General features: G+C 70.5%; 28 protein-coding genes. 16 read left to right on the top strand and 12 right to left on the bottom strand.

The window, feature by feature from the left end:
• Positions 1 to 30: 30 nt before the first annotated feature.
• From ACWDMM_RS02360 to ACWDMM_RS02350, 3 genes are read left to right on the top strand one after another with little or no spacing between them, the layout of a single operon-like run.
• Positions 31 to 1,047, top strand: coding sequence for an iron-containing redox enzyme family protein (locus ACWDMM_RS02360; RefSeq protein ID WP_357107477.1), 1,017 nt, complete (start codon positions 31 to 33; stop codon positions 1,045 to 1,047).
• A gap of 31 nt (positions 1,048 to 1,078) precedes the next feature.
• Positions 1,079 to 1,732, top strand: coding sequence for a HemK2/MTQ2 family protein methyltransferase (locus ACWDMM_RS02355; protein ID WP_195082870.1), 654 nt, complete (start codon positions 1,079 to 1,081; stop codon positions 1,730 to 1,732).
• A gap of 13 nt (positions 1,733 to 1,745) precedes the next feature.
• Positions 1,746 to 1,919, top strand: a complete 174-nt coding sequence (locus ACWDMM_RS02350) for a CDGSH iron-sulfur domain-containing protein (protein ID WP_195082871.1) — start codon at positions 1,746 to 1,748, stop codon at positions 1,917 to 1,919.
• Positions 1,920 to 1,928: 9 nt separating this feature from the next.
• Here the strand turns inward: ACWDMM_RS02350 and ACWDMM_RS02345 are convergent, their stop codons facing one another.
• Positions 1,929 to 2,417 (bottom strand): CinA family protein, encoded by a 489-nt coding sequence (locus ACWDMM_RS02345; RefSeq protein WP_357207993.1) that lies wholly within the window; start codon positions 2,415 to 2,417, stop codon positions 1,929 to 1,931.
• 138 nt (positions 2,418 to 2,555) lie between these two features.
• Here ACWDMM_RS02345 and ACWDMM_RS02340 point away from each other — a divergent pair, with 138 nt between their 5' ends.
• Positions 2,556 to 3,056 carry a hemerythrin domain-containing protein gene (locus tag ACWDMM_RS02340; protein ID WP_357207990.1) on the top strand — a complete coding sequence of 167 codons (501 nt, stop codon included), beginning with the start codon at positions 2,556 to 2,558 and terminating at the stop codon, positions 3,054 to 3,056.
• Between the two features lie 52 nt (positions 3,057 to 3,108).
• Here the strand turns inward: ACWDMM_RS02340 and ACWDMM_RS02335 are convergent, their stop codons facing one another.
• Together ACWDMM_RS02335 and ACWDMM_RS02330 are read right to left on the bottom strand one after the other, a co-directional pair.
• Entirely contained in the window at positions 3,109 to 3,720 is a 612-nt protein-coding gene (locus ACWDMM_RS02335; protein WP_449935589.1) for a flavodoxin family protein, read from the bottom strand.
• A gap of 34 nt (positions 3,721 to 3,754) precedes the next feature.
• Positions 3,755 to 5,218, bottom strand: coding sequence for an aminotransferase class I/II-fold pyridoxal phosphate-dependent enzyme (locus ACWDMM_RS02330; protein ID WP_195082875.1), 1,464 nt, complete (start codon positions 5,216 to 5,218; stop codon positions 3,755 to 3,757).
• A 180-nt stretch (positions 5,219 to 5,398) separates the two neighbouring features.
• On the opposite strand from ACWDMM_RS02330, the gene ACWDMM_RS02325 reads away from it, so the two are divergent.
• The 4 genes from ACWDMM_RS02325 to ACWDMM_RS02310 all read left to right on the top strand — a co-directional run bounded on the left by ACWDMM_RS02325 (position 5,399) and on the right by ACWDMM_RS02310 (position 12,867).
• Complete coding sequence (locus ACWDMM_RS02325; protein ID WP_195082876.1) at positions 5,399 to 6,589, top strand: zinc-dependent alcohol dehydrogenase; 1,191 nt, start codon at positions 5,399 to 5,401, stop codon at positions 6,587 to 6,589.
• A gap of 91 nt (positions 6,590 to 6,680) precedes the next feature.
• Entirely contained in the window at positions 6,681 to 11,282 is a 4,602-nt protein-coding gene (locus ACWDMM_RS02320) for a cation-translocating P-type ATPase (protein WP_195082877.1), read from the top strand.
• 145 nt (positions 11,283 to 11,427) lie between these two features.
• The gene (locus ACWDMM_RS02315; RefSeq protein WP_357107465.1) at positions 11,428 to 11,988 is read left to right on the top strand and encodes a hemerythrin domain-containing protein; all 561 of its coding nucleotides are present in this window, start codon (positions 11,428 to 11,430) and stop codon (positions 11,986 to 11,988) included.
• Positions 11,989 to 12,027: 39 nt separating this feature from the next.
• Positions 12,028 to 12,867: an SDR family oxidoreductase gene (locus ACWDMM_RS02310; RefSeq protein ID WP_195082879.1), complete on the top strand. Its 840-nt coding sequence runs from the start codon at positions 12,028 to 12,030 to the stop codon at positions 12,865 to 12,867.
• A 63-nt stretch (positions 12,868 to 12,930) separates the two neighbouring features.
• On the opposite strand, the gene ACWDMM_RS02305 is transcribed toward ACWDMM_RS02310, so the two are convergent.
• Genes ACWDMM_RS02305 through ACWDMM_RS02295 form a run of 3 tightly spaced genes read right to left on the bottom strand, consistent with a single transcriptional unit; the run spans position 12,931 to position 13,727 of the window.
• Positions 12,931 to 13,161, bottom strand: coding sequence for a DUF6480 family protein (locus tag ACWDMM_RS02305; RefSeq protein ID WP_195082880.1), 231 nt, complete (start codon positions 13,159 to 13,161; stop codon positions 12,931 to 12,933).
• A gap of 9 nt (positions 13,162 to 13,170) precedes the next feature.
• Positions 13,171 to 13,287, bottom strand: a complete 117-nt coding sequence (locus ACWDMM_RS02300) for an LPXTG cell wall anchor domain-containing protein (protein WP_449935585.1) — start codon at positions 13,285 to 13,287, stop codon at positions 13,171 to 13,173.
• A gap of 59 nt (positions 13,288 to 13,346) precedes the next feature.
• Positions 13,347 to 13,727: an inorganic diphosphatase gene (locus ACWDMM_RS02295; protein WP_195082881.1), complete on the bottom strand. Its 381-nt coding sequence runs from the start codon at positions 13,725 to 13,727 to the stop codon at positions 13,347 to 13,349.
• A gap of 125 nt (positions 13,728 to 13,852) precedes the next feature.
• Between ACWDMM_RS02295 and ACWDMM_RS02290 the strand changes: the two genes are divergently transcribed.
• From ACWDMM_RS02290 to ACWDMM_RS02280, 3 genes are all read left to right on the top strand, one after another.
• The gene (locus ACWDMM_RS02290; RefSeq protein WP_195082882.1) at positions 13,853 to 14,476 is read left to right on the top strand and encodes a hypothetical protein; all 624 of its coding nucleotides are present in this window, start codon (positions 13,853 to 13,855) and stop codon (positions 14,474 to 14,476) included.
• A 75-nt stretch (positions 14,477 to 14,551) separates the two neighbouring features.
• A complete protein-coding gene (locus tag ACWDMM_RS02285; protein WP_195082883.1) occupies positions 14,552 to 15,331 on the top strand; it encodes a helix-turn-helix domain-containing protein in 780 nt (259 codons plus the stop codon).
• Positions 15,328 to 16,182 (top strand): fructosamine kinase family protein, encoded by an 855-nt coding sequence (locus ACWDMM_RS02280; RefSeq protein ID WP_357107458.1) that lies wholly within the window; start codon positions 15,328 to 15,330, stop codon positions 16,180 to 16,182. The genes ACWDMM_RS02285 and ACWDMM_RS02280 overlap by 4 nt, the downstream gene beginning before the upstream one ends.
• Positions 16,183 to 16,191: 9 nt before the next feature.
• Here the strand turns inward: ACWDMM_RS02280 and ACWDMM_RS02275 are convergent, their stop codons facing one another.
• A complete protein-coding gene (locus ACWDMM_RS02275) occupies positions 16,192 to 17,067 on the bottom strand; it encodes a TIGR03619 family F420-dependent LLM class oxidoreductase (protein WP_195082885.1) in 876 nt (291 codons plus the stop codon).
• A gap of 134 nt (positions 17,068 to 17,201) precedes the next feature.
• Positions 17,202 to 17,741, bottom strand: coding sequence for a VOC family protein (locus ACWDMM_RS02270; protein ID WP_323124550.1), 540 nt, complete (start codon positions 17,739 to 17,741; stop codon positions 17,202 to 17,204).
• Between the two features lie 141 nt (positions 17,742 to 17,882).
• Here ACWDMM_RS02270 and ACWDMM_RS02265 point away from each other — a divergent pair, with 141 nt between their 5' ends.
• The gene (locus ACWDMM_RS02265) at positions 17,883 to 18,521 is read left to right on the top strand and encodes a TetR family transcriptional regulator (RefSeq protein ID WP_195082887.1); all 639 of its coding nucleotides are present in this window, start codon (positions 17,883 to 17,885) and stop codon (positions 18,519 to 18,521) included.
• Positions 18,522 to 18,533: 12 nt separating this feature from the next.
• Here the strand turns inward: ACWDMM_RS02265 and ACWDMM_RS02260 are convergent, their stop codons facing one another.
• Positions 18,534 to 18,773 (bottom strand): hypothetical protein, encoded by a 240-nt coding sequence (locus tag ACWDMM_RS02260; RefSeq protein ID WP_195082888.1) that lies wholly within the window; start codon positions 18,771 to 18,773, stop codon positions 18,534 to 18,536.
• 238 nt (positions 18,774 to 19,011) lie between these two features.
• Between ACWDMM_RS02260 and ACWDMM_RS02255 the strand changes: the two genes are divergently transcribed.
• Positions 19,012 to 19,191, top strand: coding sequence for a hypothetical protein (locus ACWDMM_RS02255; RefSeq protein ID WP_449935580.1), 180 nt, complete (start codon positions 19,012 to 19,014; stop codon positions 19,189 to 19,191).
• A 111-nt stretch (positions 19,192 to 19,302) separates the two neighbouring features.
• Positions 19,303 to 20,601, top strand: a complete 1,299-nt coding sequence (locus ACWDMM_RS02250; protein WP_449935578.1) for an NtaA/DmoA family FMN-dependent monooxygenase — start codon at positions 19,303 to 19,305, stop codon at positions 20,599 to 20,601.
• A 10-nt stretch (positions 20,602 to 20,611) separates the two neighbouring features.
• On the opposite strand, the gene ACWDMM_RS02245 is transcribed toward ACWDMM_RS02250, so the two are convergent.
• Positions 20,612 to 20,674, bottom strand: a complete 63-nt coding sequence (locus ACWDMM_RS02245) for a hypothetical protein (protein WP_449935621.1) — start codon at positions 20,672 to 20,674, stop codon at positions 20,612 to 20,614.
• On the opposite strand from ACWDMM_RS02245, the gene ACWDMM_RS02240 reads away from it, so the two are divergent.
• Positions 20,657 to 21,016, top strand: a complete 360-nt coding sequence (locus ACWDMM_RS02240) for a VOC family protein (protein ID WP_449935576.1) — start codon at positions 20,657 to 20,659, stop codon at positions 21,014 to 21,016. The genes ACWDMM_RS02245 and ACWDMM_RS02240 overlap by 18 nt on opposite strands.
• Here ACWDMM_RS02240 and ACWDMM_RS02235 read toward each other — a convergent pair.
• Together ACWDMM_RS02235 and ACWDMM_RS02230 are read right to left on the bottom strand one after the other, a co-directional pair.
• Complete coding sequence (locus ACWDMM_RS02235; protein ID WP_449935574.1) at positions 21,006 to 21,818, bottom strand: hypothetical protein; 813 nt, start codon at positions 21,816 to 21,818, stop codon at positions 21,006 to 21,008. The two genes, ACWDMM_RS02240 and ACWDMM_RS02235, sit on opposite strands and share 11 nt — an antisense overlap.
• A gap of 552 nt (positions 21,819 to 22,370) precedes the next feature.
• Positions 22,371 to 23,690: a family 1 glycosylhydrolase gene (locus ACWDMM_RS02230; protein ID WP_357107448.1), complete on the bottom strand. Its 1,320-nt coding sequence runs from the start codon at positions 23,688 to 23,690 to the stop codon at positions 22,371 to 22,373.
• 325 nt (positions 23,691 to 24,015) lie between these two features.
• Here ACWDMM_RS02230 and ACWDMM_RS02225 point away from each other — a divergent pair, with 325 nt between their 5' ends.
• Positions 24,016 to 25,107, top strand: coding sequence for a hypothetical protein (locus tag ACWDMM_RS02225; RefSeq protein WP_357107445.1), 1,092 nt, complete (start codon positions 24,016 to 24,018; stop codon positions 25,105 to 25,107).
• Positions 25,108 to 25,142: the final 35 nt, after the last annotated feature.

The raw sequence follows: 25,142 nt of genomic DNA, 5'->3' as shown, positions 1-25,142 counted from the left end.
AAGGGCGCCCGGCCGGGGTAAGCGCCCGGTATGACGGTGATGATAGGCGCCCCGAAACAGGATCTGCCGCGCCCACGCGGCGAGCTGTCGGAGGCGGTGGTGGAGCTGTTGCGCGGTGCGCCCGGGCGCGATCCGGTACCGGAGCCGGGTCCGGCGGACCCGTACGGCGAGGACCTGCATCTGGCGTTGCACACCTGCTACGAGCTGCACTATCACGGTTTCACGACGGTCGACGCGGGCTGGGAATGGGATCCGGGCCTGCTGGGTCTGCGCGCCGCGCTGGAACAGCGGTTCCTGCGGGCGCTGCGCGAGGACGTGCCCGGCGGAGCCGATCTGGACGCCGAACTCGACCGGTTGCTGGTGACCCCCGCCGACCCGGAGGGTCTGAGCCGTTTCCTGCGCGACGAGGGCGAGTGGTGGCAGATGCGCGAGTACTTCGTGCACCGCTCGATCTACCACCACAAAGAGGCCGACCCGTACGCCTGGGTGATTCCGCGGCTGCGCGGCCAAGCGAAGGCGTCGCTGGTGGCGGTGGAGTTCGACGAGTTCGGGGGTGGGCGCGGCGAGCGCGTGCACGCGCAGCTGTACGCCGATCTGCTGGCGGGCGCGGGGCTGGATCCGGACTATCTGCACTACCTGGACGTGGTGCCCGCGCCGATGCTCGCGCTGGTGAACATGATGTCGCTGTTCGGGCTGCACCGGTCGTTGCGTGGCGCGCTGGTGGGGCATTTCGCCACGGTGGAGATCACCTCGCCGCCCGGTGCGCAGCGTCTGGTGGAGGCGTTGGAACGGCTGGACGCCGACCCGGCGTGCGTGCTGTTCTTCCGCGAGCACGTCGAAGCCGACGCGGTGCACGAGCAGATCATGCGCACCGGCGTGATCGGTGACCTGCTGCGGCGGGAACCGGAGCTGACCGAGTCGGTGGCCTTCGGCATCCAGGTGACGAATCTGCTCGAGGACCGATTCGCCGATCATGTGCTCGACGCCTGGCGCGCGGGCCGCAGTTCGTTGCGGGAGACCGGGGGCGCGCCGGGCGCGGCTGATTGAGCGGCGCTGAGCTGGCTATCCGGCCAGAGTGATGTTGATTCGACCCCCCGGCGTCTATCCGCCGCAGTTGGACACTTGGTTGCTCGTGCGTGCCCTGTCCGAGGCGGGCATTCCGCGCGGCGGGCACGCGGTGGATGTGTGCACCGGCACCGGCGCGCTGGCCGTCGCCGCCGCCTATACCGGCGCCGCGCGGGTGACCGCCGTGGACGTGTCGAGGGCCGCGGTCGCGTCGGCCTGGTTGAACTGCCGGCTGCGCGGCATCGAAGCCGAGGTGCTGCGCGGTGATTTCGCCGCCGTGCTCGGTGGGCGCAGTTTCGATCTGGTGCTGGCCAACCCGCCGTATGTCCCTGCTCCCGCGGGCACCGACAGCCGCGGCATCGCCCGCGCGTGGGACGCGGGAACGCAGGGCAGGGCGATTCTCGATCAGTTGTGCGCGGCGCTGCCGACGCTGCTGAAACCACGCGGGATCGCGCTGATCGTGCACTCGGCGCTGTCGGATCCCGATACGACCCTCGACCAGCTGCGCGAGCGGGGCCTGAAGGCCGCGGTGGTGGCGCGGGCGACGGTGCCGTTCGGGCCGGTGCTGCGCCGCCGCGCGGACTGGCTGGAAGCGGCCGGGCTGATCAGCCCCGGCCAGCGAATGGAAGATCTGGTGGTGATCCGTGCCGACCGAATCCGGCAATGAGCACTGGCGGCGAGTGACACTCACCGCGGACGGCCCCGCGTTGATCGAGGGGCCGGTGGAGTTCGTCACCGCGGACGGCCGGACGCTGCGCTGCGACCGGTTCATGGTGGCGCTGTGCCTGTGCAAGCGCTCGAAGAACTACCCGTTCTGCGACACCAGCCACCGCAGGCATCGCCGCTCGTCCTGACCGCGCGGGTCAGCTCGGCGACCGCCGCGCGTGCAAGGCGCGCACGGTGTCCAACAGCGCCTCGGACGCGCAGGCGACGGTCTGGTCGAGCACGTCCTTCGGTTCCCCGTCGAACTGATGATGCCAGGCACGCACGTCGTTCTCGGTGGCGATCGCGAACCACACCGAGCCCGGCGGTTGCCCGTCCTGCGGGTCGGGACCGCCCGCACCGGTGACCGACACGGCGACAACGGCCTTCAGCAACTCGCGGACGCCGGTCGCCATCGCTTCGGCGGCGGAGCGCGATACCACCGGCACGTCGGGCACGCCGAGAACGGTGCGCTTGACCTCGGTGCTGTAGGCGACGAGGCCCCCGCGGAACCAGGCGGAGGAGTCGGGTGCCGCGCCCAGCGTGGCGCACAGCCGGCCCGCGGTGAGCGATTCGGCGACCGCGACGGTGATCTCCGCCTGCCCGGCCAGTTCGGCCACCTCGTGTGCGTAGTCGTCCGCGTGGGGCATCTGGAACCTTCCTGTGCTGGGTGCGGCTCACCACCATACGGCCGGCGCGGGATCCGGCTGTAGGGCGCAGGCCACGGTTTCGGCGGCGCGGCGCCGGGAATGCCCGGCACAGACCGGCCCCGACGCAAGGAGAAAGCGATGACCACCGACGCGATCGTGCTGCTTCGCGACGACCACAAGGCGATCCGGAAGCTGTTCCGCGAGTTCGAGAAAGCGGGCGAGGACGCCACCCGCGCCAAAGCCGACGTGGTGAACAAGATCATCGAGGCGCTCACCGTGCACACCTATCTGGAAAACGAGTGCATGTACCCCGAGGTGCGCAAACTCGTGCCCGACCTCGAGGACGACATCCTGGAGTCCTACGAGGAGCACCACGTCGCCGACGTGCTGGTCACCGAGCTGGCGGCGATGAAGCCCGACGACGAGCACTTCACCGCCAAGACCACCGTGCTCATCGAGAACGTCGACCACCATATCGACGAGGAGGAGAACGAGTGGTTCCCGAAGGTACGGGAAGCCTTGGGGCGCAAACAGCTTCAGGAGATCGGCGCGCGCATGCAGGAACTCAGGAAGAAGGCTCCGACCTCGCCCGCGCAGCCGTCGGCGCTGAAGAAGACCGTGGACGCGGTGCTGGCCTGAGCGAGGCGATCGCGCCGGCGCTGGCGAAGGCGCCGGCGCGATCATCCGCACCTCATGCGGCGGGCGGGTACTGCTGGGCGCGCAGCACGCGCGTCAGATGCGCGGCGTTGCGTGCGAGCGCGGCGGTCGCCGAAGCCACCGCCTTGGGCACCGAGTCGAGATCCTGGTAGTCGGTGCCGCCCATGGCTTGGTCGTTCCAGTACGTGCACCCCTGGGCCGGGATGGTGAAGCCGATGTCGTTGAGGCCCTGGTACAGATCGGCGACGATCTTGTGCGCGCCGTCCTCGTTGCCGACCACCGCGACCGTCGCCACCTTGCCGACCATCGCGGGGCGGCCCGCGTCGTCGGTCTCCGACAGCTCGGCGTCCAATCGCTCCAGCACCCGCTGCGCCACCGAGGACATGTGCCCGACCCAGGTGGGGGTCGCGACCAGCAGGATGTCGGCCGCGGCGATCCGCTCGCGGATCGACGGCCACTGGTCGCCGGGGCCCTCGTCGGCGGTCACGCCGGGCAGCACGTCGTAGTCGACCACCCGCAGCGCCGTGCCCTGCACGTCGTGCCCGGCCAGTTCGTCGAGCACCTGGCGGGCGATGAGGTCGCTGCTGGATTCGGCGGGCGACTTCTTCAGCGTGCACACCAAGGCGAGCGCGGTCGGTCCGGCCATGTTCGAAACCTCCTGAGAAATAAGGTCTTTCGGTTCACTCGCGGGCGACGACCCGGATCGTGCGCAGCCGGGCGTCGGCGGCGTCGGGTACGTTCATGCCCGCGTCGAGCCCGGTGCGCAGGTAGTCGACGACGGCGGCGTCGATGCGCTCACCGGGCACCACCACCGGAATGCCCGGCGGGTAGGGGGTGAGCTGCTCGGCGGCGATCCGGCCGACGGCGTCGCGCGCGTCCACCGTCTCCACCGGGCCGAAGAACGCGTCGCGCGGCAGCATCACCGACTCCAGCTGCAGATCCTCGGGCGAGGGCAGCTGGATGCGCGGTGGCTGCGGATCGGTCAGTTGATCGCGCCAGGCGGCGACGCCGTCGATCAGGGTGTCGATGGTGTCCTTGTCGTCGGCCAGCGACAGCGTGGCCAGCAGCCTGCGGTGATCGCTCAATCCCAGATCGAGGCGGCGATGCTCGCGCAGCCAGTCGGCGGCCTGATAGCCGCTGGCTCCGGTGCCGGAGACGTCCATGAGGACCTGTAAACGGTCGAGGTCGTGCGAGGCCTCGGCGCCGAGCAGTTCGTCTTCGAGCACCGTGATGCCCGGGATCTCGGTCAGCTGTCGGCGCGCCTGTTCGGCCGTGCGCAGCGCCGCACCGAGCAGTTCCTGCCCGCGCTCGACCATCTGCCTGCGCCAGCCGTCGAGCGCGGCGTAGACCAGCACGTTCGGGCTGGTGGTCATCAGCAGGTCGGCGCATTCGCTGAGCCGGATCGGATCCACCAGGTCGCCTTGCAGGTGGAACACCGAGCCCTGTTCGAATCCGGCGCCCATCTTGTGCACGCTGACCACGCACAGGTCGGCGCCGGCGTCCATCGCCCAGGTCGGCAGGTCGTCGTGGAACGGCAGATGCGCGCCCCACGCCTCGTCGACGATGAGCGGCTTGCCCCGCTCGTGGCAGACCTCGGCGATGCCCGCGATGTCCGCGCAGGTGCCGTAGGGACTCGGGCTCACGATCAACGCGCCCGCGGCGTCGGGGTGCGCGTCCCATGCCTCGGCCACCTGCCACGGTGAGGGCGGGTGCGCGAAATGCATCTCGGCGTCCCAGCGCGGGGTGATCCAGTGCGGCTGGACACCGGAGAAGATCAGCCCGGCGACCACCGATTTGTGGCTGTCGCGGGCCACGAGCAGGCCGCCGTCCTGCCCGCCCGCCACCGTCATCATGGCGGCCTTGACCGACAGCGAACTGCCGCAGGTGGAGAAGAACGCCGATTCCGCCCGCACCGCGTCGGCCATCAGCGCCTCCGCGCGCGACAGATAGCCGCCGCGGGAGAGCCGGTCGTCCAGCCCCGCGGTGGCCAGGACATCGGAGGCGAAGGCGTCGCGGCCGATCACCTCCAGGACGCGTTCGTCGGTACCGCGGCCTTGCCGGTGTCCCGGCGGCGTGAAGCCGTAGCGGCCCAGCCGGTGATAGTCGGCAAGCGCTTCCAGGAGAGGAGCTCGTGAATGGTCCACGGCTACCGCCTACCCGGAATGGGCGGCGGCACACCTGCGGCGTATCGGGCCGCGCCGCCGCCCGGTGACCTGCGGTCTTGCCCGGCCGCCGCCGGCGGCCGACCCGGTGCGGTCGTTTCGGGCCGAAGTGTCCGGGTAGGACCGGGACAGGTATCGAACCCCGACCGAGGAGCCGCGCGGATGAAGGCAGTGACCTGGCAAGGACGACGCAAAGTCGCTGTGGAGACGGTGCCCGATCCTCGGATCGAGGCCCCGACGGACGCGATCATCGAGGTCACCTCCACCGGTATCTGCGGATCCGACCTGCACCTGTACGAAGTGCTCGGCGCCTACATGAGCAACGGCGACGTCCTCGGCCACGAACCCATCGGACGGGTGGTGGAGACCGGCTCGGCCGTCACCGGGCTGCGGCCCGGCGATCGCGTCGTCATCCCGTTCCAGATCAGCTGCGGCGCCTGCTACATGTGCCGCGCCGGCCTGCCCACCCAGTGCGAGACGACGCAGGTGCGCGAATACGGCTGCGGCGCGGCCCTGTTCGGCTATTCGAAGCTGTACGGGCAGGTGCCGGGCGGCCAAGCGGAGTATCTGCGGGTGCCGCACGCGGACGCCACCCACATCACAGTGCCCGACGGCCCGTCCGACGACCGCTTCCTGTACCTGTCGGACGTGCTGCCCACCGCGTGGCAGGCGGTGGAATACGCCGCGGTGCCCGACGGCGGATCGGTGACCGTGCTGGGTCTCGGCCCGATCGGTGACATGGCCTGCCGGGTCGCCGCGCATCGCGGCTACCGCGTCATCGGCGTCGACCGGGTGCCCGAGCGGCTGGCGCGGGTGGCCGAACGCGGCGTGGAGGTGATCGACCTGGACGCCGTCGACGAGCCGCTCGGCGACATCATCCGCGGCTGGACCGACGGCAGGGGCACCGACTCGGTGATCGACGCGGTGGGCATGGAGGCCCACGGCTCGCCGCTGGCTTCGGCGGCCCAGCGCTCGGCGGCGTTCCTGCCGGATCCGGTGGCCAAGAAGGTGATGGACACCGCGGGCGTCGATCGGCTCGCGGCCCTGCGCTCGGCCATCGACATCGTCCGCCGCGGCGGCACGATCTCGGTGATCGGCGTCTACGGCGGCATGCTCGACCCCATGCCGATGCGGGTGCTGTTCGACAAGCAGATCCAGCTGCGGATGGGCCAGGCCAACGTCAAACGGTGGGTCGAGGACATCATGCCGCTGCTGCGCGACGGCGACCCGCTGGGCGTGGACACCTTCGCCACCCATCGCCTCCCGCTGACCGATGCGCCGCAGGCCTACGCCACCTTCCAGCAGAAGACCGACGGCGCGGTGAAGATCGTGCTGGACCCGACCGCGAACTGACCGGCGCGGCGGGCCCGCGAAGGGCCCGGCCACGGCGCACGCGCCGCGGCCGCGACGGTTTGCTCTGTCCTTGCCTGGGTAGCTGCCGTGTATGAGCTTCTTACTACGCGGAGTCGTCTCACCGTGGTGGCTCGAGGCGCCGACGTCGGTGGCGGCGGAGATGGCCCGCGCGAGCGTGGAGAAGGCCGTCGATCTGGGAACCAGAGCCGTGCAGGCGCCGGCGCAGGCGGTGGCGGCGGGCGCGCGGGCGAGCGCGTCGCTGCTGAACCTCAGCCGTGACGAGGAACTGCGCGACGAATTGGCGGCGTTGATCGACCCGCACGCGCTGCGGTCGCGCCGCCGGGTGGCGCTGTACGAGGACCGGGCCACCGTAGAGGTGCGCGGACTGGACTCAGGCAAGAGCTCGGACGTCACCGAGGCGCTGCACCGGAGGCTGGATCGCCGCCGCGATGTGCGCTGGTGGCGGGTGAACGCGGTGACCGGCCGCGTGGTGGCCGCCCTGGAACACGGTGCGGCCGACCTGCCCGCGCTGGTGTCGGCCATCGAATCCGTCGAGGCCGACACCGCGGTCGGCGACCTGGACTGGAGTCGCGGCTGCGAGCACCCGGGCGACCGCGAACCGTTGCTGGCGGCCGGAATCCAGGTCGCGGGCGACGTGTGCGCGATCGGATTGTCCGCCGTGAGCGCGGTGCTGCCGTTGCGCGGGCCCGCCCGCGTGCTGCGCGCGGCCGCCGCCTTCGTCGACACCCAGCCGCGCCTGCGCAAACGGCTGGAGGAGCAGCTCGGCCGCACCCGGACCGACCTGGTGCTCACCACGGCGAACGCGATCGGCAACGCCCTGGGCAACACGGCGGCGGCCGGCACGGCGAATCTGGTGATCGATGCGGTGCACCGCGGCTTCACGCTGACCGAATCGCTGACCCGCTATGTGCAATGGCAGGACTGGGAAGTCGAGATCGACCGGCGTCCGGCGGAAGTCTGCGATCCGCTGTCGCCGCCCGACCGCGTGGTCGAGATGCCGCAGGGACCGATCGAACGGGTCGCCGACGAAACGGCCGCCGGCGCGCTCGCGGGCGCGGTGACCTCCGTCCTGGGCGGACGCGGCCTGTTCGGCGCGGCCGACGCGCTGGAGCTCGGCGCGCCCAAGGCGGCGCGGGCCAGTCGCGAGGCCTACGGGGCGCTGGTCTCCACGATGCTGGGCCGGGCGGGTGTGCTGACGTTGCACCCGCGGGTGTGGCGGCGGCTGGACCGTTTGTCGGCGCTGGTCATCGACGGAGAGTCGCTGCTGACCGCCCGGCGTCTGGTGCTCGACGCCGAAGCGACCGACCCGAGATGGTCGGTCGCGCAGGTATGGAGCGCAGGCCAGCGCTTGCTGTGGGAACACGAGACCGCCGACGGCGACGACGCGCAACCGGACGGCACCGGACGCTACTTGTCGGCCGGAGGCCACCGCCGGCTGGTGCACCCCGCGACCGGAAAACCCGATGACGGTGTGACGCTGCGCCCGGTGTGGCGCGAGCTGCACGACAACGGAACACCGGTCGGACGCGTGCTGATCGGCCGCGAACTCGACCGCAGGGCGCACGCCCTGCTCGGCCGCGCCCGCAGCGCGGGCCTGCGCGTGACTCTCGCCGGTGGCGCCGACGCCGCCGAGTTGCGGTCCATGGCCGACGAATTCGTCTCCCCGTCCACGTCGATGAGCGGGCTGGTGCGCGCGCTGCAGAAGGACGGTCACGTCGTAGCCGTGCTCAGCCCCCGCGCGCACAAGGCGCTGGCCCACGCCGATGTCGCGATCGGCCTGGCGGTGCGGGAAGGCAAGGCGCTGCGGATGCCGTGGACCGCCGACGCGGTCTGCCGCGACCTCGCGCAGGCCGATCGCGTCCTGGCCGCCATCGCTCCGGCTCGTCAGGTCAGCGAACGCGGCCGTTCGCTGGCCTTGTCGGGAGCGGCGCTGGGCGGGCTGCTGCTGGCGATCGCCCCGCACAGCGCGGGCCGCTCCTCGCCCATGACCGCCGCCCACTACACCGGCCTGCTCTCCGGCGCCTACACCGGATGGCGTTGCGGACGCACCGTCCCGCCCGCCACGCTCGCCCCGCTGCTGCCCTGGCATGCCCTCGAACCCGACGAGGTGCTCAGCCGGTTGCCGCGCCCGCTCCCGGTGACCGAACGCGCTCGGCCCGGCGCGGTCACCCGCATCCCCGGCGTGCGCGTCGTCGCGTCGGCGGCGTCGTTCGCCGGCCAGCTGCGCCGCGAACTCGCCGATCCGCTCACGCCCATTCTGGGGGTCGGCGCGGTCGCCACCGCCGTGCTCGGCGCGCCCTCGGACGCGGTGCTGCTGTCGTCGGTGCTCGGTGTCAACGCACTGGTCTCCGCCTGGCAGCGCCAGCGCGCGGAGAACGCGCTGCACCGCCTGTTCGAGGGTGAACAACTCAGCGCACGCGTGATCGATCGCGCCGAACTCGACACCGCCGAGCCGCGCGAACACCATGTGCCCGCGGACGTCCTCGCGCTCGGCGACGTGATCGTGCTGCGCGCAGGGGAGGTCGTCCCCGCCGACGCCAGGCTGCTGCGCGCCGACGACCTCGAAATGGACGAATCCGGTCTCACCGGCGAATCGATCACCGTCGAGAAACAGGTCGCGGCCACCCCTGGCCGGGCGCTGGCCGACCGCGCCTGCATGGTCTTCGAAGGCAGCACCGTGGTCAACGGCACCGGGCGAGCGATCGTCGTGGCGGTCGGCGACGACACCCAGGCCGGCCGCGCCGCCGCCGGAGCCATCCCGCCGGAGAAGGCCGGTGTGCAAGCGCAATTGCGCCGCCTGACCGACCGCGCCCTGCCGCTGACCCTGAGCGGCGGCGGCATCGTGACCGGACTGGGCATGCTGCGGGGCAGGCCGCTGCGCACCGCGATCGCCGACGGCGTCGCGGTCGCGGTCGCCGCGGTCCCCGAAGGGCTGCCGCTGGTGGCCACGGTCGCGCAGCTCGCGGCCGCCCGCAGGCTGTCGCGGCACGGCGTGCTGGTGCGCGCCAGCCGCACCGTGGAGGCGCTGGGCCGGGTGGACACTCTGTGCTTCGACAAGACCGGCACCCTCACCGAAGGGCGGCTGCGCCTGACCACCCTCGCCGATCTCGACGAGCAGTGGGCTCCGGACGCCGACTGCGAGCAAGCCCGCCGACTGCTGCGCGCCGCGGCCCGCGCCTGCCCCGATCCCGCCGAGGGCCCACCCGCGCACGCCACCGACCGCGCGGTGGTCGAGGCCGCGGCCGAGGCGCTCGGCGAGGACCCCCGCCACTGGGATGCGATCGAGGAGATCCCGTTCGAATCCAACCGCGGCTACGCCGCCACCCTCGGCCACACCGCACGCAAACTGCGGCTGATCGTCAAGGGCGCGCCCGAAGTGGTGCTGTCGCGCTGCACCGGCGTGCGGATGGACGACACCGACCTCCCCTTCGACGGCCGCATGCGCGAGCGCGCCGAGCAGGTGGTCCGCGATCTCGCCGAGCAGGGCCTGCGGGTGCTGGTGGTGGCGCGCCGCGACCTGTCCGCCGCACCCGACGACGTCGAGGCGGCGGTCGCCGAACTCAGCCTGCTCGGCTTCATCGGCCTCGCCGACGCCCCGCGCCCGCAGACGGTGCCGCTGGTGACCGCGCTGCAGCGCAACGACATCAGCGTCCGCATGATCACCGGCGACCATCCGGTGACCGCGGCGGCGGTGGCCCGCCAGCTCGGCATCGAGGCGGGGCAGGTGGTCACCGGCGCCGACCTCGACCGCCTCGACGAGACCGCGCGCGCGGAACTGATCGAGCAGAGCACCGTCTTCGCCCGCGTCAGCCCGGAGCAGAAGGTGCGCATCGTGGCGGCGCTGCGCCGCGCGGGTCACGTGGTCGGCATGACCGGCGACGGCAGCAACGACGCCGCCGCCATCCGCACCGCCGACGTCGGAATCGGTTTGGCCGCACAGGGTTCGGTCGCCGCCCGCAACGCCGCCGACATGGTGCTCACCCGCCCCGACCCGCTGGTGCTGTTGCACGCCCTCGTCGAAGGCCGCGGCATGTGGCAGCGCGTCGGCGACGCCGTCGGGGTGCTGGTCGGCGGCAATGCCGGGGAGGTGGCCTTCACGCTCTACGGCACCGCCGTCAGCGGCCAGGCGCCGCTGGGCACCCGGCAATTCCTGCTGGTGAACATGCTCACCGACATGTTCCCCGCGATGGCGCTTGCCCTCTCGCGCGAAGGGGACGCGGTCGATCCGGACGACGCCGACGATCCGCAGGCCCAGGCGCAGCGGGCCGCCGAGCGGCTGGCCGAACTCCCGCCCGCGCGGCTGGGTCCCGATCTGCTGCGCACGCTCGGTGTCCGCGGTGTCGCCACGGCCACCAGCGCCTCGGTGGCCTGGACCCTGGGCCGGATGACCGGCACGCAGCGGCGCGCCGCCACCATCGGCCTGGTCGCGCTCATCGGCACGCAGCTGGGCCAGACGCTGGTCTCCGGCTACCGCAGCCCACTGGTGTGGCTGACCACGGCCGCCAGCGGCGCGGTGCTCGGCGCGATCGTGATGACGCCGGGACTGTGCGGATACTTCGGTTGCCGCCCGCTGGATCCGGTCGGCTGGGGGATCGCGACCACCTGCGCGACCACCGCCACCGCCGCCGCGGCGCTGCTTCCGCGGCTGCTGCCCCCGCAGGAAGCCGAGTAGGGACGGGCACGCTGATTGGCGCCCGGCCGCCGGGGTACCCGCCCGCCAGCGGGGCCCGGCGACCCCGAGACGTGGAGCCGGTTGCCTCGCGCACGAATGATCAAGCCGGGCAAGGCATTTCACAGCGACAGAAACGAGTGTTGCGATGACCGACCAGGATGTCGTCGACCTGCTCACCGCCCAGCACGAGGAGATTCGCACCCTGCTGGCGCGACTGAAGGCCGGGCACGACGGGAAACAGGAGCTGTTCACCGATCTGGTGCGCTTGCTGGCGGTGCACGAGAGCGCCGAGGAGGAGGTCGTGCATCCGGTCGCCGGACGCGCCCGTTTCGGCGCCGACGCCGATATCGTGCAGCCGCGGCTCGAGGAGGAGAACGCGGCCAAGCGCGCGTTGGCCGACCTCTACGACCTCGGAGTGGACCATCCCGACTTCGACGCACGGCTCGCCCGCTTCGCCGACGCCGTGCAGGAACACGCCGCCCACGAGGAGGCCGAGGAGTTCGCCCTGCTGCGCGCGCAGTTCTCCACCGGCCAGCTGCGGCGGATGGCCGGTTCCCTGCGCGCCGCCGAGGCCGTGGCGCCCACCCGGCCGCATCCGCGCGCGGGGGAGTCCGCGCTGGCGAATCTGGTGGCGGGCCCGCCGTTGGCGCTGTTCGACCGTGCCCGCGACGCGGTGCGCGACTGGCGCCTGCGGCAGGACACCTGAACCATCCGCAGCCCCGACACGGAGAAGGAGAGGACCGACATGGGGTTTCCCGAACAGCAGCAGAAAGTCCCCGGCATCCAGGCCAGGATGAATCCGGTACCGGACTGCGGTGAGGACAGCTACCGCGGCTCCGGCAAACTGACCGGCAAGGCCGCCGTCATCACCGGCGCCGACAGCGGCATCGGGCGGGCGGTGGCGATCGCCTACGCCCGCGAAGGCGCCGACGTGCTGATCTCCTACCTCGACGAGGACGAGGACGCGAAGGAAGTCGCCGACCTGGTGACCCAGGCCGGACGCAAAGCCGTGCTCGTGCCCGGCGACCTGTCCGAGGCCGCGCACTGCCGCGCCGTCATCGATCGGGCGGTGCGGGAATTCGGCAAGATCGACGTCCTGGTCAGCAACGCCGCCTTCCAGATGACGCACGAGACTCTGGAGGAGATCAGCGACGAGGAGTTCGAACACACCGTCAAGCTGAACATCAACGCCTACTTCTACCTGGTGAAGGCGGCGCTGCCGCACATGCCGCCGGGGTCGTCGATCATCGGCAGCTCCTCGGTGAACTCCGACATGCCCTCACCCACGCTGGCGCCGTACGCGGCGACCAAAGCCGCCATCGCGAACTTCTCCGCCAGCCTCGCGCAGCTGCTGGGCGAGCGCGGGATCCGGGTCAACAGCGTCGCGCCCGGACCGATCTGGACTCCGCTGATCCCCTCCACCATGCCGGTCGAGAAGGTCACCCAGTTCGGCGACGACACCCCGCTCGGCCGCGCGGGCCAGCCGGCCGAACTGGCGCCCACCTACGTCATGCTGGCCTCCGACGACGGCAGCTACGTCTCCGGCGCTCGCATCGCCGTCACCGGCGGCAGGCCGATTCTGTGACCGGCGCGCGATGACCCACGGTCGGCCGATCTGCTGGATCGGCCGACCGTCGGTAGCGGCGGGTCACAGCATCGACACCACGAGCCCGACCGCGACGGCCACGAACAGCAGGACCACCAGTGCGCCGATGAGCATCGCCACCACGCCGGTGACCGGGAAGTGGTGCCGGGTGCTCGGCTCCGGCGCGGACAGCCCGGACGTCTGCGGGGTGTCCGGTGGCGTGGAGCCGGGGGCGACGCCGCCGCCGGGTTCCAGGTCAGGGGTTTTCGCGGGATCGGGATCCATCGCGCTCATAGCCGCTCCCTACTTGCCGTCGTTTCCGGGGACCTCGGGTGCGCCGGGCCGTTTACCGGACCTCTTGCGATACAGGATCACCGCGCCGACGAGCACCGCGAGTCCGAGAATCACCAACAGTTCCATGGCAGGGACCTACCCGGTATCGGCCCGCCCAATCGAGCCGGGCCCGATGCGCGCGCCGGTCATCCGCCGATGATCACGTAGTGACCGGCGGTCTCCTGGAACTCGACCGCCTCGGCGATCGCCGAGGCGGTCGGCGCCGGGTCGCCGCTCGGGACGACGAGCAGTTTGTCGTCGTCGTCGTACCACCGGTGAATGATCCCGGCGCATCGTCCGCGGGCGAAGTCCAACGGTTCGGGGGGGCCGAGGAAGTACCCGTCCAGTTCCTGGCCGTCGGGAGCGCGGGTGAGCGGCACGTAGCCGTAGTTGAGCAGATAGCGGAAGCCGCAGCGCGGGTGCCTGCTGCCGTACGGGCGGTCGATGACGAGATCCACTGTAGCGCCGAGGAATAGGCGCGCCAAGCGCAGCGACGCGGAATCCTCCAGCTTCACCAGGTCGGTCACGGTCTCAGGCTACGGCCGTTCGGTGGCGGCGACCGAGGCATTGCGTGCGGGCGGAGGCCGGAGGAAGGTGAGTATGTCCGGTGGCGCCACCGGGGCGCCACCCAGAGTAGGGCGGGAGGTGGCCCGTGTACGCACGTTCCAGCACAATCGCGGCCCAGCCGTCATCGATGGACGACGGGATCGCATACCTGCGCGATGAAGTGATGCCGAATCTGCCGCAGCTCGAAGGATGGGTCGGACTGTCGTTGCTGGTGAACCGGTCGACGGGACGCTGCATCGCTTCGACCTCGTGGGAGTCGCAGCAGGCGTTGCACGCCAGCAGAGGACGCGCGCAGCAACTGCGCGACGGCTTGGCCAGGCAGCTCGGCGGCGTGGTGGAGCGCGTCGAGGAATGGGACATCGCGGTGATGCACCGGGACCATCCGGCCGACGACACCGCGTGTGCCAGGTGCAGCTGGGTGCAGGTCGATCCCGGGCAGGTCGAGCGCCTGATCGACACCTTCCGGATGGAAGTGCTGCCACAGATCGAGACGCTCGACGGATTCTGCAGCGCCAGCCTGTTCGTCGACCGGGACAGCGGCCGCGGGGTGGGCGCGATGGTCTGGTCGAGTCGCGAGGCGATGGACGCCACCCGCGAGCACAGCAATCGGATCAGGAGCGCGGCGACCCAGCGGGTGGGCGCCAACGTGCTCGAGGTAGGGGAGTTCGACCTGGCGTTCGCGCATCTGCGCGTTCCCGAAATGGCCTGACATCGCAGCGGGGTATCGGCGGCCATTACCCGAGAGGTAATGGCCGTCCCGCTCGGCCGTTCGTAATATCGGGGCGTGACTACCCCAACGGCAGGTGACCTGCTGCGACATTGGCGCTTGGAACGCAGGCTGAGCCAGCTGGAGCTGGCCGGACGGGCCGACACCTCGGCGCGGCACCTGAGCTTCATCGAAACCGGGCGCGCCACCCCGAGCCGCACCATGATCGTGCACTTGTCCGAACACCTGGAGATCCCGTTGCGCGAACGCAACCGCGTCCTGCTCGCCGCGGGCTACGCCCCCGCCTATGCGCAACCCGGTCTGGACACTCCGGCCATGGACGCCGTGCGCGGCGCCATGCGCCAGATCCTCGCAGGCCACGAGCCCTACCCCGCGCTGGCCATCGACCAGAACTGGACGATGATCGACGCCAACAGCGGAGTCGCCGTGCTCATCGCCGGCATCGATCCGGCACTGACGACACCGCCGGTGAACGCGCTGCGGCTGAGCCTGCACCCCGACGGCATGGCGGGGCGCATCCGCAACCTACCCGAATGGCGCGGCCACATCTTCGCCCGCCTGGCCCGTCAAGCCGAGGTCACCGGCTCCAGGGACCTGGCCGACCTGCTCGAGGAACTGCGGTCCTACCCCGGCGGTGAAGTCGAACTCACCGTCCCCGAACCCGACCAGGCGGTGGTCCCGCTGCGGATCGACCACGACGGCGCCGAGTTGTCGTTCCTCAGCGTCACCACGGTGTTCGGCACCCCGATGAACGTCACCGTCGCCGAACTGGCCATCGAATCGTTCTTCCCTGCCGACGAGGACACCATGAAACGGCTCACCGCGGGCACCGGGTGAGCCGCGCGGCCCAGCTGTCGGCGCTGCTGGAGGCGCCCGTCCGCGCCGTGACCGATCTCGGCGCCAGCCACGCATGGACCCTGCACCGCGCCGAAACCGCCGACGGCCGAACATTTTTCGTGAAGGCCTCGGCCGATCCCGCACCGGTATTCGCGGCCGAGGCGGCGGGCCTGTGCTGGCTGCGTGCCGCGCCCGGCCCGGCCGAGTGCCTGCTACCGGAGGTCGTGGCCGCCGACGACCGCACACTGGTGCTGCCCTGGCTGGAGGAGACCGCTCCCGGCCCCGCGGCCGCCGAGCGCTTCGGCCGTGAACTGGCCGCGCTGCACGCCGCGCGCGCCGAGTCGTTCGGCGCACCATGGGAGGGCTGGATCGCGAGTCTGCCGCTGCCCAACGCCCCCACCGACGGATCGTGGTCGCGGTGGTACGCCGAACAGCGCCTCGCGCCCTACCTCGCCCGGGCGGCCGGCACGCTCGGCGCCGACGGCGTCGGCCTGATCGAGCGGGTCATCGACCGCATCGACGAGCTGGCAGGCCCCGCCGAACCACCGGCCCGCCTCCACGGCGACCTGTGGTCGGGCAACATCGTGTGGACGCGGGAGCGGGCGATGCTCGTCGACCCCGCCGCGCACGCGGGCCACCGCGAAACCGATCTGGCCATGCTCGCCCTCTTCGGCGCACCGCACCTGGACCGAATCCGCGCCGCCTACCACGAAACCCATCCGCTCGCCGACGGTTGGCGCACCCGCACGCCGCTGCACCAGCTGCATCCACTGCTGGTGCACGTCGCGCTGTTCGGCGCGGGCTACCGCGCGCAGACCCTCGCCGCGGCCACCGCCGCACTGCGATCCTGACGTCCGGCTTCACCTATCGACCTTGGCGATGACCTTCTCCGCGAAGCGGGACAGGCTGGCGATCTTGGTCTCCAGCGGCTCGGTGTCCTGCTCGGTGGTGTAGGGCAGCCGGAAGCCGACGATCACATCGGTGACCCCTTTGTCCTCGAGGCGTTTGATCCCGTCGACGGTGAATCCATCCAGCGAGATGACGTGCACCTCGAAGCCCTCCCGGGTGCCGTACTCCGCGCGCAACGCGGCCAACTCGCCCAGCAGCCGGTCCAGTTCGGCGCCGTCGCCACCGGCGTGCATCCACCCGTCGCCGCGCTGCGCGGCCCGGCGCAACGCGGGCCTGCTGTGCCCGCCGACGAGGATCGGCACCGGTTCGGTCGGCACCGGGCTGATCTTGATCGGCGGGATGTCGTAGAACTGCCCGTGGTATTCGAAGTACCCACCGGCCGAGAGCCCGCGCACGATGTCGATGCATTCGTCCATCCGCGCGCCGCGCTTGTCGAACGGCACGCCCATGATCTCGAAGTCGTCCGGCCACGGGCTGATGCCGACACCGAGCCCGAACCGGTTGCCGCTGAGCGCGGCCACCGACGCGGCCTGCTTGGCCACCAGCACGGGCGGCCGGATCGGCAGCTTCAGCACGAACGGCGTGAAACGCAGCGTGGTGGTCACCGCCGCCATCGCCGCGCTGAGCACGAACGCCTCGACGAACGGCTTGTCCTCCAGGAACTCCCGGCTGCCGTCGGGGGTGTAGGGGTACTTCGCGTCGGATTCCTTCGGATACGCCACGCTGTCGGCCACCGCCATGGAGGTGTAGCCCGCCTCCTCGGCGGCCTTGGCCAGAGCGAGGTAGTACGACGGATCGGTCATCGTCTCCGCGTAGGTGAAACGCATGGTGCTCGCCTTCCTGGCGCGCCGAGCGCGCCACAGGGGTCCCGGCGCCGGTCAGGGCCGTGACGTGATGGGAACTGCCGCAGACGGCGCAGAACCGCCCTCGACGGCGCCGAGGACGACGTAGCGTTCACCGCCTACCGCCATGGGTTGGTGAAGCCTTCCGGAATCAAATGGTCGAACAACGCCTTCATCTGCGGGGACAACCGCAGCAGTTCGATGTGCGAACCGATCGGCCCGCCGTCGAGATAGGCGAACTCCATCCCCACGCCGTCGAACCGGCCGCGCGCGGTGATCTCGATGCCCGCCGCGGCGGCCTCGGCGAGCGCGGCGTCGTAGTCCTCGGGCACCCAGGCGGCATGATGCAGTCCGGCGCCCGCGCGGTCCAGATGCTCGGCGTACAAGCTCGCTCCGCCGCGCGGCTCGATCAGCTCCAACTGCTGGCCGCCCGCATAACCGAGCGCCACACCGATCGTGTAGTCGGCGGGTGCGCCGCGCAGCTGCGCGGCATCGGGCCCGAAGTGAACCTCCGGGATGGTGAACCACTCGCCGACCCCGTACCGGCTGGTGAAGACCTCGCAGGCCGACGCCAGATCATCCACCACCCAGCACAGCTGGAAGATCGGACCGCTGGTGATCATCGGCGGCCCCCGGGCCTGCTCCCGCCGTGCCACCACCGGCAGAAACCCAGCGCGACGGCCCGCCCGGCAGGCGGGCGGCACGGTCCGGCGCCGGTGACCTCCGCCACATCATCCACGCCGTTCAATTAAGCATCTGTGTTTAACATCGTCAATACTCATGTTCAGTACAGTGCTGCTATGCCGAGCGACGATTCGCGCACCGCCCTGCTCGACGCCGCCGAACGCCTCATCGCCGAACGCGGCGCCGACGTGCCGCTGCGCGACATCGCCGCCGCGGCGGGCCAGCGCAACAACTCCGCCGTGCACTACTACTTCGACTCGCGCATCGGCCTGATCGAAGCCATCGTCGAACGGCGGATGAACTGGCTCGAACAGCGGCGCATGCAACTGCTCGCCGCCCACGAAGCCGACGGCCGCGCCAACGACGTGCACGCCCTCGTCGCCATGCTCGCCACACCCATCCTCGAACTGCTCGGCCACGACCGGGTCACCCATCTGGGCCGGTTCCTGGAAGTGGTGCGCACCCATCCCGTCGTCGCGGACGCGCACCGCCTCGCCGGGGCCGACCGCGCCGCGGTCCGCATCATCACCACCCGCCTCGACGCCGCCCTCACCGGCCTGCCACGGCGCCTGCGCAGACAACGCCTGGAAACCATGGCCACCGTCATGTTCGCGTTGATCGCCGACTACGAGCGCACCCTGGAAGCGGGCGTGCGCACCGCCCGCCCCGGGGACGCGGCGGAGATCGTCGACATGATCGTCGCCATGCTCACCGTGCCCGTCCCCGAGCACACCCCCGCCGCGCCGGGACGCTGAACCGGCGCCCACTCAACCCGGCGTCCGCCGGGCCACGGGCACCGAGGCCGGCTGCGGATGCGCGAGTTGCGGGAACCTGCGATGCAGCCGGTCGATATAGCCGCGCACCACACACAATTCGCTGAACAGTTCGTGCCGCGCGGCGGGATCGCGGCGCTGCGCGGATTCGATGTCCCGCACCAGCATCCGGGCACGCCGGGTCAACAACTCCACGAAGACCCGGGCCTGGGCGAGGTCGGCGTCTTGTTCCATGCGATGGGCCGATCTGTCGTTCGATTCCGATGTCGGTCGCCCAGTGCTCCCCGTACCGCGGTCCTCAGCCGATCGGAGCGAACACGATGCTAACCGAGCCCCGCTCACTCGGGTGCCGAAATGAAACCGGCTACCGGCTACCACGTGGCGACCGGCCGTCCCGCTCGTCGACCCAACACCGCCCGGACCGAAGCGCCGCCCCGGGCCGGCGGAGGCCGTCGACGCGTATGGTGATCGCATGGGCGTCATCGGGGAGCTGCTTCCGGGCAAGAAGCTGACCCATGAGGGCAGCGAGGACAGCGACGGGCAGACCCACACGCCACGGTTCGACATCGATCTCGACACCGGAGTCGTACGACTGTCGCGCATCGGCCGCGCCGGCACCCAAGACCGCACCGACGGTCCGGAACCCGCCTAGCGACGCCTCACCGCGGCCCCACCCTCGGCAGCCCAAAACCCGCTCGGCCGGAAAACATCTCGCTGATCGCAACCCGTTACCGCGGCGGTGCGCGCCGGTAGCGTCACCGCAATGGGCAATGCTGGTGGGCGACGACGGCCGCTGAAGACCGTCACCGGAGTCAGCGGCGCGGTCAGCGTCTACGCGGCGGCCATCGATCCGTCCGCCACCACGATCGCGTCATCGATCGACGTCGCGAAAATCGCCGAACAACACAAATTCGACGCCCTGTTCGCCGCCGACCTGCTCAGTTTCGGCGCCCAAGGCGCGATCGGCGCGCAGGAACCGCTGATCTTCCTGTCCGCGTTGAGTGCCGTCACCTCGCACGTCGGACTCATCGCGACGGTGACCACCACCTTCCACCACCCCTACAACCTCGCCCGGCTCTTCGGCACCCTCGACCACATCAGCAACGGCCGCGCGGCATGGAACGCGGTGACCTCATCGGTGGGGGAGGAGAACTACGGCGACCAGGAACTGCCCAGCCCCGAAGACCGGTATGCCCGCGCCACCGAATCCCTCGAAGTGGTCAACGCCCTGTTCGACAGCTGGCAGCCCGGCGCCCTGACCTCCGACGGGCACGGCGGCGCGATCCTGGACGCCACCCGCGTGCGGCCCATCGACCACGCGGGCCGGTACTTCACCGTCCGAGGGCCGCTGAACATACCGCCCCTGCCACAACGCAGACCCGTGCAATTCCAGGCCGGGCAATCCGCGGGCGGCATCGAACTCGGCGCGCGGTTCGCCGAGGTCGTGTTCACCTCCCTGCCCACCCTCGAAGACGCCGTCACCTACACCAAACGCATCCGCGCCCGCGCGAGCGAACTCGGCCGCGCCGATGGCCTGCCGCTGATCATGAGCTCCTTCCACGCCACCTACGGCGCCACCGAAGCCGAAACCGAGCGCATCGTGCGCGAACAGGCCGAAGCGACCGACTTCGAGGCAGGCCGCGCCGCCCTCGCCGACATGCTCGGCGGCGGCGTCGACCTGTCCGGCCTGCCACTGGACAAGCCACTGCCGGAAAGCCTGCTGCCCGACGTCGCATCCGTGCACCGCAGACGCGGCCGCGTGGAGATCTTCAACAACTTCGCACGCTCGGGAAAGACACTGCGAGAGCTGATCATCGCCGCCAAGGACACCGGCCACTGGGCCGCCGCGGGAACCCCCGAACAACTCGCCGACGCGATCGAAGAACGCTACAACGCGGGCGTGCTCGACGTGATCTCCCTCGGCGGGCTCGCCGACGAACGCACCCGCGACTTCGTCGTCAACGGGCTGCTGCCCGAACTACGCGGCCGCGGCATCGTCGGCGCCGACTACGTCGGGGCGACTTTCCGCGACAACCTCGAACTGCCCCCGCTGCCGGACTGACCCGCCGCCGTCACATCAGCTCCGCGAGATAGGCGCGCGACCACGCGCACATGCCGTGCACCAGTCGCAACAGCTCGCCCCCGGCGGCGGTCAGCGAATACTCCACCCTCGGATTGGCTTCGAACGCGCCGAACTCGCCGCCGTCGGCGACTTCCTGCTCATCGCGGGCAGCCCCGACGACATCGAGCGGTACCGCACCACGGTGGGCCCGGTGATAGTCGAGGACCTCGACGCCCTGCTACGAACGGTGACCGAACACGGGGCGCAGCTGATCGCAGGACCGTTCACCAGCGCCACCGGCACATCCGTGTACGTCCGGCACGCCGACGGAGCCCAACTGGAATACGTGCAGTGGTCGCCCGAGACACGAGCGCTCGTCCTGGGACCGGACCGGCCGTCCGCCGCTAACGCGTGAGGACCGGCGTCGAGGTCTTCGACCGATGCCCGCCGGATTCGCCTCGCGGGAGATTCGTATTCCGCACCCACGTCACATTGGCGACCAAGTCGTCGTCGAAGACCAGTTCGTCCCACAGCAACCGCTCGGCGGCCTCCGCCGCCGGCTGCACCACCGGACGCGGCGCCTCGGCGGCGGCCGCGGGCCGCGCGGGCTCGCCCTCCTGCGCCTGCTCGGCGGGCAGCGGCGTCACCAGCCACGACAGTGCCCGCATCGGGCTCAGGCCGTAGCGACGAGTGCCCTGCGCGATCGCGGCCACCGCCGCGGCACAGCTCAGCACCCCTGCGGCCGAAGCCATCCCGGTCAGCCCAGCGCTGGCCATGCGCCGCTCACCCGCACCGGAAGCACTGCCGAATTCGCCGAGGAACCGATGCACCAATCCCGCGCCCAGACCTTCACCCGGATCGATCAGGATCCGCAGCTCCGGCCCCCTGGCATCCAGATACATCAAGGTGATCAACACCACGACCGCCGCGGTCACGCTGGAACCGATCACCAGCGCGGCGAGCGCGCGAGTGCGCAACCGGATCTGCGCCAGCGCGGCGAACACGGTGACGAGCATCGCCGCCGCGGCCAGCAGACCCCACGCGCCGCTGATGTTCACATCACGGAACTTCGACACCGACCACTCGTCGAAACCATTGGTGACGCCGGTGACCCGGCCGAACGCGTCGGAGCGGGCCTCGCCCCCCGCACCCGACGCCGAAAGCCACGGCTGGAACAACAAGGCGAACCCCACCGCGCTCACGACCGCGGCGAACAAGAAACCCCAATCCACACCCCGTGGCGGCCTCGCCCCGCGTCCGGTACCCCCGGAGCCGCGGCTCCGACGGTCTCGCGCTTCGCTTACCTGCCAAGGGGTTGGTTGTACCATCGCTCCAGTTTCGCCGGTGCCGCGCGAATAATGCAGCCCTCCAGAGCAATAACAGCGGAATTGCCCCGGAAGGTGGAATATCGCGGCATATCAATGAGATGTAATTCGATCGGGCGCCATCGGCCATCGACGAAATAACCGTAAGCACCTGCGCCACAGCAGGCAAGCGTGATCGATGTCCCACACATCACCGCAGCTCTCGAACCGATCAGCCCAGAGTGACCCAACCGGCGAGTAACTTTTCGCGCACCTCTTTGAACTCGACATACACAGTTTCACCGCATCGCCGCCGAAGCGTTTCACACCCGATTGCTGTGACACGCTTAACAAGTCGGCACTGGGACCTCGGTCACAAACTCGGCGTCAGAACTCGGCACGTCCGGAAATCCGCGCCTACGCCGACGGCTTCGCGCAACCCCGCCACCGTCCGCGACAACCGCGCTAGGCCGGATCCTCCCCGACGCAGGTCTCCGCCGCATCGATGTGCACGCAGGGCACCGGAGCCCGCGTCGGCCGATACGCAGGCGCGACACCACCCGCGCGGATCAACCGGGCATACGCATCCACCCCATCGGTCGGACGGCGCGCCAACGTCGGATCGGTCAGCACATCGACCGTGTAGAGCCCGAACCGCGGCGCGTAGGACCCCCACTCGTAGTTGTCCGTCAGACTCCAATAGTTGTAGCCGATCACATTCATGCCATCGGCCTTCGCCCGCTGCAACCAATACACCGTATCGCGCAGATGATCGGCGCGGGTATACCCATCCGGTCGCACCTGCCCGTTGTCCGTCGGAAGCCCGTTCTCCACCACATACAGGGGGCGACCCGGAAACTGGCGCGCGTAATGCCGCAACGCGTAGTAGATGCCCTCCGGATGCACCGGCAGCTCCCACATCGGCGGCCCGCCCTCCGCACCGCCCTGCGCCGCCTCCCCGGTCTGCGGCAGCGGAGCGAAGTAGTAATCCAGCCCGATGAAGTCCAGCTTCGCCGAAATCCGGTCCACGATCGGCTGATTCACCTCCGTCTCCGCGCCCGCCACATACCCCAGATTGCTGGTCACCTGAGCATCCGGCCGATAACCGTGGATGACGTCGTAGATCTCGTTGTGCGCCTGCGCGATCCGATCCAGCATCACCGGCGCCTCGTCGACACCGATCCCACCCGTACGCAACTCCGTACCGACATACGCCACGGGCTCGTTGAACGTCACCCACAGCGGATCCTGCGAGGCGTACCGGCGCACCACCTCCCGCATATTCGCCAGCCAATCCTCCACCATGCCAGGGTTGCGCCACCCGCCCCGATCCACCGCCCACCCCGGATACACCCAATGATCCAACGTCAGCATCGGCCGCATCCCCGCCGCGACGATCCTGGCGATCACATCGTCGTAGAACCCGAACGCCGCCTCGTCCCAAGCGTGCGGCGCCGGTTGCAGCCGCGCCCACTCCAGCCCGACCCGGTAGACCCGCACACCCAGGCGCGCCGCCAGATCGATATCGGTGCGATAGTGGCGGGCGAAGTCCACCGAATCCAGATACGGGTGCTCGGTCCCACCCGACTCGATGAAACGCGACCAGTTGCTGTCCGGCGCATGACCTTCGGACTGAAATCCCGACGACGCCACACCCCACAAGAAGTCCCGATCGAACACAGGCAACTCCCGGCCCGGTTGAGCAGCCGAAACCCCCGAGGCCATCAGCATCGCCGCAGCGGCCGACAACGCGGCGAACCCGCGCCGGTGAGTGCGTGTACGCATCGCCGAAGCGTAACTGGAGGATTGCTGAGGTTTCGGTACGCACCAGCGTGTCGCGGATCCCGCAATGGTCACGATCACCCCGGCCGGGACCACCGAGCCAATGCCACCATCGCCGCCCCCAACTCACCGATCGCAGCCACCCCGATCCGCGCCACACCACGCGACCCCACCACCCGCGGATCCAACCCAGAGTGGCCGGCACGCCCACAACCGGCCTCGGAGGCCTCCGCAGTCGCCCAGCGCGTCCCAGGAAACGCCGCACCACACCACACAAGTGAATCAATTGACCGAGCACATCCGCCGCTGATCGACCAGACTTGCCCAGGTGACCAGATACGCATTCGATGCCGACCGCGCCGCCCTCGTCGCCACTTGGGCGACCGGACGAGGCGACCTCGCCCAAACGGTGGCCACCCTGCCCCCGCAGGTGACCAGGGACCAGGCAACCGATCTGGCGTCGAACCTCACCACCCTCTCGCGGTTCCAATGGCGCACCTACACCCACCCCGCCAGCGCCGCGGGCGACCCCGACGTCCCCAACAGCGAAGCATGGCGCCGCGCCGAAGAACGCCGCAACTTCAAAGAAGTCGAAGCAGGCCTGCGCAGCCCCAACCTGCCCACCGACGAAGGACTGCTCGTCTCCTACAGCGGCGTCGTCGAATCCGCCCACCGCATCGGCCGCACCCTCCACGACATCGACGACGCCGCCCTACTCGAAACCGTCGCCGCCGAAGTACGCATCGAGCAGGAAGCCATCGAATCCGCCGAACGCGGCGACCTCTCCGGCCGCGCCCGCCAAGCCGTCGAACTGTCCCGCCCCGACGTCTCCCCGGCGCAGGTGCACGCCGCCGACGCACTCCTGCGCGCCGACCCGCTCGGCAGCATCGAACTGTTCACCGAACTCGACCCAGCCTCCGCCTCCGTCGCCGCCGCACACTGGCTCTACGCCGCCGCCGAAGTCGCGGGCGAGGCCGCGAACGTACCGACCACCGACGTCGTCGCCGAAGCCGACGACATCGAAGCACTCCAAGTCGAAACCCCCACCCTCGTCCTCGAACGACTCGCCCAGGGCGACACCCCCACCGAAGTCGTCCTCGACCTGATCGCCGAAGCGGTGGCCGTCCACGAAGGCCGCGTCCCGGCCCCATGGAGCCTCGTCGCCCGCGTCGCCGAGATCGAAGCCCAAGCCCACCGGTTCGGCGTCGACGCCGACACCCGCGAAGCAATGCTCACCGGCTTCCGCATCAGCCGCCTCGACCCCGCCCGCCCCGCCCTCGACCTCCTGGAAGACCTCCTCGACGGCATCCGCGGCTGCCTGCTGCTCTACGCCGCCCACACCGAGCACGACGACCCCGAAACCCACTTCGCCGAAGACGTACGCCTCGAAGCCGACGCCGACCCCGAAGACCTCCTCTGAACGCCGCGGCGGGGCACGGCCACCCCCTGCCCCGC

Source organism: Nocardia sp. NPDC003726, from assembly GCF_053586955.1.
The sequence above is the reverse complement of the archived record's forward strand: the minus strand, read 5'-3'. Positions and strand labels throughout refer to the sequence as shown.

Coding starts and splice junctions, on each gene's coding strand:
- ACWDMM_RS02360 (WP_357107477.1), top strand. CDS start 31: ATGACGGTGATGATAGGCGCCCCGAAACAGGATCTGCCGCGCCCACGC.
- ACWDMM_RS02355 (WP_195082870.1), top strand. CDS start 1,079: ATGTTGATTCGACCCCCCGGCGTCTATCCGCCGCAGTTGGACACTTGG.
- ACWDMM_RS02345 (WP_357207993.1), bottom strand. CDS start 2,417: ATGCCCCACGCGGACGACTACGCACACGAGGTGGCCGAACTGGCCGGG.
- ACWDMM_RS02340 (WP_357207990.1), top strand. CDS start 2,556: ATGACCACCGACGCGATCGTGCTGCTTCGCGACGACCACAAGGCGATC.
- ACWDMM_RS02335 (WP_449935589.1), bottom strand. CDS start 3,720: ATGGCCGGACCGACCGCGCTCGCCTTGGTGTGCACGCTGAAGAAGTCG.
- ACWDMM_RS02325 (WP_195082876.1), top strand. CDS start 5,399: ATGAAGGCAGTGACCTGGCAAGGACGACGCAAAGTCGCTGTGGAGACG.
- ACWDMM_RS02320 (WP_195082877.1), top strand. CDS start 6,681: ATGAGCTTCTTACTACGCGGAGTCGTCTCACCGTGGTGGCTCGAGGCG.
- ACWDMM_RS02315 (WP_357107465.1), top strand. CDS start 11,428: ATGACCGACCAGGATGTCGTCGACCTGCTCACCGCCCAGCACGAGGAG.
- ACWDMM_RS02310 (WP_195082879.1), top strand. CDS start 12,028: ATGGGGTTTCCCGAACAGCAGCAGAAAGTCCCCGGCATCCAGGCCAGG.
- ACWDMM_RS02305 (WP_195082880.1), bottom strand. CDS start 13,161: ATGAGCGCGATGGATCCCGATCCCGCGAAAACCCCTGACCTGGAACCC.
- ACWDMM_RS02300 (WP_449935585.1), bottom strand. CDS start 13,287: ATGGAACTGTTGGTGATTCTCGGACTCGCGGTGCTCGTCGGCGCGGTG.
- ACWDMM_RS02275 (WP_195082885.1), bottom strand. CDS start 17,067: ATGCGTTTCACCTACGCGGAGACGATGACCGATCCGTCGTACTACCTC.
- ACWDMM_RS02265 (WP_195082887.1), top strand. CDS start 17,883: ATGCCGAGCGACGATTCGCGCACCGCCCTGCTCGACGCCGCCGAACGC.
- ACWDMM_RS02260 (WP_195082888.1), bottom strand. CDS start 18,773: ATGGAACAAGACGCCGACCTCGCCCAGGCCCGGGTCTTCGTGGAGTTG.
- ACWDMM_RS02255 (WP_449935580.1), top strand. CDS start 19,012: ATGGGCGTCATCGGGGAGCTGCTTCCGGGCAAGAAGCTGACCCATGAG.
- ACWDMM_RS02250 (WP_449935578.1), top strand. CDS start 19,303: ATGGGCAATGCTGGTGGGCGACGACGGCCGCTGAAGACCGTCACCGGA.
- ACWDMM_RS02230 (WP_357107448.1), bottom strand. CDS start 23,690: ATGCGTACACGCACTCACCGGCGCGGGTTCGCCGCGTTGTCGGCCGCT.